This window comes from Kitasatospora papulosa (assembly GCF_000717245.1).
Classification (GTDB): domain Bacteria; phylum Actinomycetota; class Actinomycetes; order Streptomycetales; family Streptomycetaceae; genus Streptomyces; species Streptomyces papulosus.
The window spans coordinates 1-932 of the sequence record NZ_JNYQ01000060.1 but is presented as its reverse complement, the minus strand read 5'-3'; the positions used below and the strand labels follow the sequence as shown (position 1 = coordinate 932).

Annotated in this window: 1 protein-coding gene; it reads left to right on the top strand. The window is 66.2% G+C overall.

Annotation, left to right across the window (positions count from 1 at the left end):
* Window positions 1–932, top strand: a 932-nt coding sequence (locus tag IA22_RS0133690; protein ID WP_030125870.1) for an aspartate aminotransferase family protein, incomplete at both ends; no start/stop codon positions are given.

Sequence of the window (932 nt, the reverse complement as noted above, 5' to 3'; positions counted from 1 at the left end):
CGGTCTTCGACCGTGCGCAGGGTGCCCGGCTCACGGATGAGGACGGACACTCGTACCTGGACTTCTTCGCCGGTGCCGGGTCGTTGAACTACGGCCACAACAATCCGGTGCTGAAACGTGCGTTGATCGACTACATCGAGCGTGACGGGATCACGCACGGTCTGGACATGGCCACGACGGCGAAGCGGGCGTTCCTGGAGACGTTCGAGAACGTGATCCTGCGTCCGCGTGACCTGCCGTACAAGGTGATGTTCCCGGGTCCGACGGGCACGAACGCCGTGGAGTCGGCGTTGAAGCTGGCCCGTAAGGTCAAGGGCCGTGAGTCGGTGGTGTCGTTCACCAACGCCTTCCACGGGATGTCGCTGGGTTCGCTGGCGGTGACGGGGAACGCGTTCAAGCGGGCGGGTGCCGGTATTCCGCTGGTGCACGGGACGCCGATGCCGTTCGACAACTACTTCGACGGTCAGGTGCCGGACTTCCTGTGGTTCGAGCGGCTGCTGGAGGACCAGGGGTCGGGGCTGAACAAGCCGGCCGCGGTGATCGTGGAGACGGTGCAGGGCGAGGGCGGCATCAACGTGGCCCGTGCCGAGTGGCTGCGTGCGTTGCAGGAGCTGTGTCACCGCCAGGACATGCTCCTGATCGTGGACGACATCCAGATGGGCTGCGGCCGGACCGGTGGGTTCTTCTCGTTCGAGGAGGCCGGCATCGTCCCGGACATCGTGACGCTGTCGAAGTCGATCAGCGGGTACGGGCTGCCGATGTCGCTGTGCCTGTTCAAGGGTGAGCTGGACGTGTGGGAGCCGGGCGAGCACAACGGCACCTTCCGCGGCAACAACCCGGCCTTCGTGACCGCCGCCGCCACGCTCGACGCCTACTGGGCCGACGGCCAGATGGAGAAGCAGACCCTGGCCCGCGGCGAGCAGGTCGAACAG